Source organism: Skermania sp. ID1734, assembly GCF_007489285.1.
GTDB lineage: Bacteria > Actinomycetota > Actinomycetes > Mycobacteriales > Mycobacteriaceae > ID1734.
The window spans coordinates 72714-80297 of the sequence record NZ_VLIY01000021.1 but is presented as its reverse complement, the minus strand read 5'-3'; the positions used below and the strand labels follow the sequence as shown (position 1 = coordinate 80297).

The following is a 7584-nucleotide window of genomic DNA, read 5'->3' as shown; positions in this document are numbered from 1 at the left end:
CACCTTCGAACGCCTACTCCCGCGCGTGGACACCCCACCCGACGACGGGCCCGTGCGCGAGCAGTTGATCGCGTTGCTCACCGCCCAAGCCGACCTGATCGAGAACGCTCCCCTCCAGCTGACCACCCTGTCCTGGCTGGCCATGGGATCCATTACCCCCGACCCCGGCGCACCCCCTGACTCGGGCGCGGTCACCTCCCTGCGCGCCCAGGTCATCCGCCGCTACCGCGAACCGTTCGACCACATCCTCACCAGCCCTGAGGCCCGCGCCCACCTCGGTGATCTCGACACCAGCTTCGCCATCATCCAGCTGCTGGGCCCGATCGTCTTCGCCCGCCTGACCGGGCTGCACAGCATCGACCACCACGACTGCGCACGCCTGGTCGACGACTTCCTCACCGCCCACCGCGGGTAGTCGGCAAAAGCCCTGCCACGCTGCCCGATCGCCTCGTCTGCGCACCCCGGCGCGCGGTCGGTTCGGATTCAGAACAGGGTGTCGCGGACCCGCAACGGCCGGTAGCCGGTGGGTCCGAGCTGAGCCAACTCGGCGTCGATGTCGACCTCGATCGCGCCGAAGAAGTTGATGTTGGCGCTGTGCGCGGGCGAGATGTGGGCCAAGACCTCCTCGTCGATGCGCCGCCCAGCCCGGCGCATCTGCTCGACCGCCAGCCCGTAATACTCGGTGGTCCAGGTGATGAGGGCGTTGGTGACCAGGGTCAGACACCATGCCTGCTCGGTCTGGGCTTCCAAGTGACGGGCGCGGAAGGCTCCTTCGTGGGCATAGAGGAGGCCACGTTTGAGGGCGTGGATGGATTCGCCCTTGTTGAGCTGGCGCGAGATCTTGCGCCGGTAGTCAGGGTCGGTCAGATACCGGCAGGCATAGATGGTGCGGCGCATCGCCCCGTACTCTTTCAATGCTGCGGCGAGGGCGTTCTGTCTTCCCGACGCCGAGAGCTTGCCGACCAGCAGCGAGGCGGTGGCGTGCCCGAACTTCAGCGATCCGGCCAGCCGCAGCAGGTCGTCGTAATGCTCGGCGATCAGGTCCAGGTTCAACTTCCGTGTCAGCAGAGCGCCGGCGTGCGGGAACAGGGTGTCGGCCTCGGCGCGCGGCACCGGCCGGTACAGGGTGATCTTGCCCAGATCCCGGATACGCGGGGACAGCTGCATCCCCAGCAGATCGAACAGCGCGAAGTTCACCAGGGTGACCCCGTGAGTATCGGTCGCATGCTCGGTGACTGGCAGATCCGTTGCGTTGCCGAGGATTTCGTCCAGGACGTAGTGGGCTTCGCGGCGGGTGGTAACGATGACCTTGGTGCCGTAGGTGGTGTGCTGATCGGTGACGTGGGTATAGGTCGACAGGCCCTCCTCGGCGAAGAAGTGATTCACCGCACGGGCGGTGACCGATTTGCCGCGCGTCGGGAACCTCTGCCCGTCCGATGACGAGAGTGTGCCGGTGCCGAACACCGTGGTCAGTGGCAGTCTCTGGTGGTAGCCGATGATCGCCAGGTTCGCCGCGCGCAGCGTCTCCTCCCGCACATACCACTCCGCGGTCCAGGACAGAATGTCGTAGGAGATCCCCGACGCCGCAGCCATATTGGTGAGACCGAGGTTCGTCGAGTACGCCAGCAGCACCGCGATCAGATTGCGTTTCAACTCCGGGCTCCGCGTCTGCTTGCCGCCCGCGTGGGTGAAACAATCCAGGTAGCCGGTGCGCTTGTCCATCTCGATCAGCACCGACACGATCGGCGCGAACGGCAGCATCTCGGTCAGCTCGGCCTTCAACTCGATGGCCTCGGTCGGAATGTCCTCGGCGCTCAGCGGGGAGATCACCAGATCACCGGTCTCGTCCAAGCGCACCGGCCCGTCACCGGCGGCGAGCATCTGCTCCAGCTCACCGACCGCCGTCAACCACTCGTCGGTGAGCGCGGCCAACGCGGCGGCCGGGTCGGCGGGTTTGTCGACCAGGCGGCAGAATTCGGCTCGCTGCGGCTCCCATTGGGTCGGGGTGAGCAGGTAGGCGGCCGGGTCGGCGTAGCGGCGTGATCCGGGCACGAACACGTCCCCGGTACGCAGCCCGTCCCGCAACCCGAGCAGCACGCACAGCTCCCAAAAGTGACGATAGGCAACGGTATTGCCGGTCTTGCGGGCCTCCTCGAGATAACCGCGCCACTTGGTCGGCACGAACCCCGCCGGTGCGTCGTCGAACACCTTGCGGCGACCGGTCGCGTTGAGTTCGCGCAGCATGTCCACCGCGATCAGCAACTCCGTCGCCGCCGTACCACCGGAGAACCGGACCGCCGACAACACCGCCGGAGTGAACTTCCTCAGATACGAATACGAACTATCGAGAGCGGCCAGATGCCCGTGATCACGCGGCAACCGCGGCTGGGCCTGCGCAATCGCCGCACGCAACCGCTCCAACCCGATGCTTCCGCCCCGGATCAACCCGCCCACATCCTCATCAGGGATCTGCGGGTCGATGAGGATGGATAGGAGGTCATCCAGCAGCGCTTGCCGGTCCTCCCCGGTCTTCGCCCGGTCGGCCAGTTGCTCGCGCATCCGGTTCTCCGCGGCACTGAACTTCCCCGACAGCGCCTGATCGAACAACGCCACCACCTCATCGAGCACATCAGCGGCCGACTGCGCCAGCACCGTCAACAAGATCGGATACCGGCGCTGCGGATCGCGACGCTCCAACGCCTGCCCGGTCAGACGGCGGCCCAGCATGGCCAGGAACCGGCGACGCTCAGTCGGCAACACCGACAGATCAAGAGTGTCCGCGCCCAAACCGCGCACGAACTCCAGCTTCTCGACCTCGTTGCGCACAGCGGCTGTCGACGCCTCCACCGGAGGCGTCGACAGCCACCGCAACCGAGACATCCGGATCGAGACATCGGTGACCAGCAAGCCGTCCAACTCCGCGCAGCGTTGCGGCGTCAGCTCATGCGCCAACCGGTCGTAGGTCTCTCGTTGGGCCTGCTCACGCGCGTGCACGACGCGGCGGACCACGGTGTCGGGGCTGGGCCGGATCACCCGCGCCGAGATCAGATACTCACACCCCAACCGAAACAGCAGGGTCGGGGAATCGTGCTCCATCGCCCGCGCCAACAGGAACTCGTCGAGTTCTTTCAACTCCATCGCACCCGCGCTCTGCCAGCTCAGGTACTGGGCCACCAGGTGCAGATGCGCGGTGCGGGTCTGCGCCCGGCGGCCGTACGAACGGATCTGCGACGCATCGACTTTCAGCTGATCCGCCAACCGTGCCACCACCACCGGCGGCGCGGCGGCGACCTTGTCCGGCACGAACCCCAGCCACGGCAGCGTGCACAACGCCACCGCCAGACCGAGCTGATCCTCCGGACCACGCCCCCGCCCCGGCGCGACGAACGCGATATCGGCCGACGTCAGCGTGAAGAACCGGAACAGCTCCTCGCGGCTGACTTCTGGAAACTCCCGCAGACGCGCCAACTCCTCAGCCGCGAATACCTGCGTCGCCATGAAACCCGACCTCCAGCACACCGACCAACCTCATCGGCAGCCAAGCCAAGCACCTACCGCACCCGCCCGCAGCCCGAACCGATCACAACACCATCGCCGCTGGTCCAGCCATATGTGTTGTTTTCCGCGCGATTACTACCGGAACCCCAATACGACTCGTTCGCGATGATCGACTACATCTCGCCCCGGCCGCTGCTGATGATCGCCGGCTCGGAAGCCGACACCGCCTACTTCAGCGAAGAGGCCATCGACAAGGCCAAGGAGCCCAAGGAATTGTTCGTGATCGACGGCGCCACTCACGTTGCACTGTACGACAAAGACGCCTACGTCAATCAGGCCGTCGCCAAGCTCGACGAATTCTTCGGTAAGCATTTGGCGGGCTGATCGTCCGCCCTACCAAATGGAAGTGGGGGTCCCCGACTGCATGCCAACACAAGTCGGGGACCTCTACTTCCGTTCGCGTAGCTGCTGCGGTAGCGAGTCCCGCGACGGTCTGTCCGTGTTACGCGTGCACCGACTCGATCACGGCGGCCAGGCCTTGCCCGCCACCGATGCACATGGTGGCCAGACCTTTTCGGCCGCCTCGCCGGTTGAGTTCGTGCAGCAATGTAGTGACCATCCGCATGCCTGTCGCGCCGATGGGGTGGCCGAGCGAAATTCCGGAACCGTTGACGTTGAGCCGATCGTGATCTGCCCAGCCCCAGCCCGCGAGTACGGCGAGGACCTGTACCGCGAAGGCCTCATTGAGTTCGACTAGATCCAGTTCGTCCAAGAGGACCTTCGTGTCGGTGCCGGATCGGGCGGCGAGCTTGGCCACGGCGGGAACTGGCCCGATCCCCATGCGCGCGGGATCGCATCCCGCCGCCGCGCACCCGCTGAGGTATCCGAGGGGTTTCAGCCCCAGTTCGTCGAGCATGTCCTCGGCGACCACCAAGCACGCCGCAGCAGCGTCGTTCTGTTGACTTGCGTTGCCGGCAGTCACAGTTCCATCGGGGACGATCGTGCGCAATTTCGACAGCGATTCGACGGTGGAATCGGGGCGTACACCTTCGTCGGCGGTGAAGAGGACCGGATCTCCCTTGCGCTGGGGCACCGACACCGCGACCACCTCGTCAGTGAACCGGCCGTCCTTCCACGCGGTGGCGGCGCGATGATGACTGCGCGCCGCGTAGGCGTCGGCCTCGGCGCGGCTGATTCCATAGTCCTTCGCGAGGTTTTCGGCGGTCTCGATCATTCCGGAGATGCGGCCGAACCGGGCCTCCGGCTGAGAACGCTCGCGGCCGCGGTCCAGCCGGTCGTATAGCTGGGTGTTGCCGGATCGCGCGCCCCAGCGTGTGGCCGTCGAGTAGTACTCGATGCGGCTCATCGACTCCACTCCACCGGTCAAAACCGCGTCGGCGGAACCGGTTTGCACCATCATTGCGGCCGTAACCAGAGCTTGCAGGCCCCCACCGCAGCGACGGTCTAGCTGCATGCCTGGAACGGCGATGGGCAATCCGGCGTGCAGCGCAATCCAGCGTCCTACGCAGGGCACCTCCGAGTTGGCATACGACTGGGCGAAGACAACGTCGTCGATGCGCTCCGGGTCGATGCCCGAACGGCTCAGGACCTCCCGAACCACGATGGCACCGAGGTCCTCGACCGGGACGTCGCGCAGTGAACCGCCGAACGTGCCGACGGGTGTTCGGGTTGGGGCGACGATTGCAGCACGCCGCAGGGCCGGCTGGGTCATAGCGCGGTAGCTCCGTTCCTGGCTGTTTGTGTGCGTCAGATTTTGTTGCGCGCGATCAGTTGTGCGGCAATGACGTTGCGTTGGATCTCGTTGGTGCCTTCGCCGACGATCATCAGCGGTGCGTCGCGGAAGTAGCGTTCGACGTCGTATTCCTTGGAGTAGCCGTAGCCGCCGTGCACACGGATAGCGTCGAGGGCGACCTGCATGGCTGCCTCGGAGGCGAACAGTTTGGCCATGCCGGCTTCCATGTCGGCCCGTTCGCCGGCGTCGAGTTTCTCGGCGGCGTCGAGGGTGAGCAGGCGGGCGGCGCGCATCTTGGTGGCCATGTCTGCCAACAGATTTCCCACGGACTGGTGTTTCCAGATCGGTTTACCGAACGATTCGCGCTCCTGCGCATACTTGACCGCGTCGTTGAGCGCAGCCTGTCCGACCCCCAGTGCGCGGGAGGCCACCTGGATCCGGCCGACCTCGAGACCGCGCATCATGTGTGACCAGCCCAGGTTGGGGGTGCCGCCGAGGATCGCGTCGTCGCCGACCGTGCGCCCGTCGAAGACCAGCTCACACGCCTCCACTCCGCGGTATCCGAGCTTGGGCAGTTTCTTCGAAATGGTCAGGCCTGCACCGGGTTCGACGAGAATCACGCTCATGCCGCGGTGGGCGGGTGTGGCGTCGCGGTCGGTGACACACAGCAGGCCGATCAGCCCGGAGTGCGCGGCGTTGGAAATCCACGTCTTAGAGCCGGTGATCGACCACCCGTTTGCGGTGCGTGTGGCATAGGTGCGCATGGCCTGCAGGTCGCTGCCGCCGCCGGGTTCGGTCAGAGCCATGGTCGCGCGGATGGAGCCGTCGGCCATCTTCGGCAGGTACTTTCGCTTCTGGTCGGGGGTGCCGAAGGTCTTGATCAGATAGGTGATCACCGAGTGCCCGCCGATCGCGCCGGCCAGGCTCATCCAGCCGCGCGCGAGTTCCTCGGTGACCCGGGCAAAGCAGGCGGTGCTCACGTCGACACCGCCGTACTCGGCGGGGGCGAGTAACCCGAAGAAGCCGAGTTTCCTCATTTCGTCGATGAATTCGGCGGGGTAGACGTCGTCGGCCTCGAACTCGCGTACCCGCGGACGAACCCGCTCGTCGACGAATTCCGAGACCAACCCGACCATCTGCTGCTCGTCCTCGGTCAATGTCATTGCCCGCCCCTTTTCTTTGCCTCGCGGATCAGCCCGCCGCCGATGATGAGTCGTTGAATTTCGCTGGTGCCCTCGTACAGACGCAGCAGACGCACGTCGCGGTAGATGCGCTCGACGGGCACCTCGCGCATGTATCCGGTGCCGCCGTGAATCTGCACGGCGAGGTCGGCGACCTTACCGGCCATCTCGGTGCAGTACAGCTTCGCCGCCGACGGACCAATGCGGCGGTCCTCGCCGCTGACATACCGTCGAGCGGCCTCGCGCACCAACGCGCGGCCGGCCATCACCCCAGTCTGTTGGTCGGCGATCATCGCCTGCACAAGTTGGAAGTCGCCGATCGGGGTGCCGCCCTGGGTGGCTGCGGCGGCATACGCGACGGACTCGTCGAGGGCGCGCTGAGCCTGGCCGACCGCAAGTGCGGCGATGTGTACGCGGCCACGTGCCAGCGAGGTCATCGCGGCGCGGTACCCGGCGTCCTCCTCGCCGCCGACCAGCGCCGAGGCCGGCACTCGCACGCCGGAGAAACTCAGATCCGCGGTCCAGGCGCCCTCCTGGCCCATCTTCTTGTCCTTGACGCCGACCTCGACGCCGGGGGTGCCGGCCGGCACGAGAAACACCGCGATGCCCGTGCCGGACTTATCGGCCGGGCGGGTACGGGCGAACACCACGAACAGGTCCGCGATAGGCGCGTTGGTGATGAACCGTTTTTGGCCGTCGATCACCCACTCGTCACCGTCGCGAACGGCCTTAGCCCGCAAGCCTGCCGGATTCGATCCGGCGCCTGGCTCGGTCAGCGCGAACGACGCGACGACGTCACCGGAAGCGATCTGTTCGAGCCACTGCGATTTCTGCTCGTCGGTGCCGAAGTTGACCAGCACCTGCCCAGCAATGCCGTTGTTGGTGCCGAACATCGACCGCAACGCCAGGCTCGTGTAGCCGAATTCGAAGGCCAGTTCCACGTCCTGGGTCAGGTCCAAGCCCAGCCCGCCCCACTCCTGCGGAATCGCGTACCCGAACAAGCCCATTTCGGCGACCTGCTTGCGCAGATCCTCCGGTATGGCGTTGGTGTCCATGATCTCTTGTTCACGCGGCACCACTTTGCTGCAGATGAATTCGTGAACGAGCGCGCGGATCTGTTCGAAGTCTTCGGGACTCACTGCCGGCATCGGG

5 protein-coding genes and 1 pseudogene are annotated in these 7584 nt (G+C 65.8%); 2 read left to right on the top strand and 4 right to left on the bottom strand.

The annotated features are described in order from the left end of the window. Positions 1–415, top strand: a pseudogene (locus tag FOS14_RS21615) (TetR/AcrR family transcriptional regulator C-terminal ligand-binding domain-containing protein); the annotation flags it as partial. 68 nt (positions 416–483) lie between these two features. Here FOS14_RS21615 and FOS14_RS21610 read toward each other — a convergent pair. Beyond that, positions 484–3498, bottom strand: a complete 3015-nt coding sequence (locus FOS14_RS21610) for a Tn3 family transposase (protein WP_071935988.1) — start codon at positions 3496–3498, stop codon at positions 484–486. 165 nt (positions 3499–3663) lie between these two features. On the opposite strand from FOS14_RS21610, the gene FOS14_RS21605 reads away from it, so the two are divergent. Next, positions 3664–3882, top strand: coding sequence for an alpha/beta hydrolase (locus tag FOS14_RS21605; RefSeq protein WP_221936750.1), 219 nt, complete (start codon positions 3664–3666; stop codon positions 3880–3882). Between the two features lie 118 nt (positions 3883–4000). Here FOS14_RS21605 and FOS14_RS21600 read toward each other — a convergent pair whose 3' ends face one another. From FOS14_RS21600 to FOS14_RS21590, 3 genes are read right to left on the bottom strand one after another with little or no spacing between them, the layout of a single operon-like run. Continuing rightward, the gene (locus tag FOS14_RS21600; protein WP_143772926.1) at positions 4001–5230 is read right to left on the bottom strand and encodes an acetyl-CoA C-acetyltransferase; all 1230 of its coding nucleotides are present in this window, start codon (positions 5228–5230) and stop codon (positions 4001–4003) included. Between the two features lie 35 nt (positions 5231–5265). After that, positions 5266–6414 carry an acyl-CoA dehydrogenase family protein gene (locus tag FOS14_RS21595; RefSeq protein ID WP_143772925.1) on the bottom strand — a complete coding sequence of 383 codons (1149 nt, stop codon included), beginning with the start codon at positions 6412–6414 and terminating at the stop codon, positions 5266–5268. Then, positions 6411–7580 carry an acyl-CoA dehydrogenase family protein gene (locus FOS14_RS21590; protein ID WP_143772924.1) on the bottom strand — a complete coding sequence of 390 codons (1170 nt, stop codon included), beginning with the start codon at positions 7578–7580 and terminating at the stop codon, positions 6411–6413. The genes FOS14_RS21595 and FOS14_RS21590 overlap by 4 nt, the downstream gene beginning before the upstream one ends. Between the last annotated feature and the right edge of the window lie 4 nt (positions 7581–7584).